The organism is Nonomuraea basaltis (genome assembly GCF_005893125.1).
GTDB lineage: Bacteria > Actinomycetota > Actinomycetes > Streptosporangiales > Streptosporangiaceae > Nonomuraea > Nonomuraea basaltis.
This window is the reverse complement of sequence record NZ_VCJS01000552.1, coordinates 1-1,480: the sequence shown is the minus strand read 5'-3', so window position 1 is coordinate 1,480 and position 1,480 is coordinate 1. Positions and strand designations below refer to the sequence as shown.

2 protein-coding genes are annotated in these 1,480 nt (G+C 70.5%); both read left to right on the top strand.

The annotated features are described in order from the left end of the window. Nucleotides 1-245: hypothetical protein (locus tag EJK15_RS72450; RefSeq protein WP_171075439.1), on the top strand; the 245-nt coding region annotated here is incomplete at its 5' end. A gap of 112 nt (nucleotides 246-357) precedes the next feature. After that, nucleotides 358-1,344 carry a coiled-coil domain-containing protein gene (locus tag EJK15_RS69325; protein WP_240778156.1) on the top strand — a complete coding sequence of 329 codons (987 nt, stop codon included), beginning with the start codon at nucleotides 358-360 and terminating at the stop codon, nucleotides 1,342-1,344. The last annotated feature ends 136 nt before the right edge of the window (nucleotides 1,345-1,480 follow it).

Sequence of the window (1,480 nt, the reverse complement as noted above, 5' to 3'; positions counted from 1 at the left end):
CCACGAGGGCGCCCGATCCCGACCCGCCGCCCGCCCAGAACCCCGAGCCGCTCATCTCCGTTTCGGTCAGGGTGTCGCTCGACGTGCCGCTGCTCGGCGGCGATGGTGGCGGGCTGCTGGACGTCGGCGTGGGACTGGGCTCGAGTCTGCTGGGATTAGGGCTGGTCGTGCCCGGGTCGGCGCTGCTGGGACGGCAGATCGTCGCCCGCAGGGCGCGGCGGCCGCGCGATGCCGGGGGGTCATGAGTTATGTGCCGCAGCGCGCGATCTTCTACTATCGTGCGTCGGATAGAGGGCGACCTCCGGCCTGATTAACTCCTGGCCGGAATCTGCCCTGCGGCTCTGCGTGAGGAGAAGTGTGGCGGCAGCGTCCCACCGTCTACGTGGTCCGTGGCGCGGGATCGTCGCCGTCCTCACCGCAGGGCTCATGGCGGCGGCCCCGGCGGCGACGGCCGAGCCCAGGCCGACGGTGAGCCGGCTCAAGAAGGAGCTGGCCGCGCTGCAGAAGGAGTCGGACAAGCTCATCACCGACTACTACAACGGCCGCATCGCCCACCAGAAGGCGGAAAAAGCCGAGAAATCAGCACGCGAGAAGCTGACCGCCGCCCAGGAGGTCTACGACCGCCACTCCACCGAGCTCCGGGCGATGGCCATCGCCGAATACACCGGCGGCGAGCCCGGCCCGCTCGCCCTGCTGACCGGGCACCAGGACCCGTCCACACTGCTCGGCAGGATGGCGCTCACCCAGCACCTCATCGCGCTCCAGGACGCCAAGCTCCGGGGCTTCGCCAAAGTCAGGGACGACCGGCAGAAGGCGCAGGACGAGTCCGCCACCCGCTCCGAGGAACTCGACCGGACGGTGGGTGAGCTGGAGGGGCGCAAGAAGAAGGCCGAGAAGCAGATCGAGCGCATCCGGGACAAGATCGAGCAGCTGTATCCGGTGCCGGGCGCGCGTCCCGACGGCACGTTCGTGCCGCAGCTGCCGCAGGGCGCCGACCACATCACGCCCCGGATGGCGCTGGTCAAGCAGCTCATCAGCGAACGGTTCGGGGTGACGTACGGGATCGGCTGCTACCGGACGATCCAGGACGGCGGCGAGCACCCGCTCGGCCGGGCCTGCGACTTCATGCTGAGCCGGGGCGGCGCGATGCCGTCGGCGGCGGAGCTCAAGCGCGGCGAGCAGATCGCCGCCTGGACGACCAAGAACGCCAAGCGCCTGGGGATCATGTACATCATCTACCGGCAGCGCATCTGGCACGTCCGCACGGGCGCCTGGCGGACGATGACGGACCGGGGCGGCACCACCGCCAACCACTACGACCACCCGCACATCTCGGTCTACTAGTTTCGTCGGGAAACCCAGGCTCCGGCGCGGCCGGCACTGGCCCCGTGGGTGCTCGCCCGTCCCAGACGGGCGAGCACCCACGGACCGTTCACGATGTGCCGCTGGCCACCGGTTCGGCGGGCGCGGGGGCGTCGGC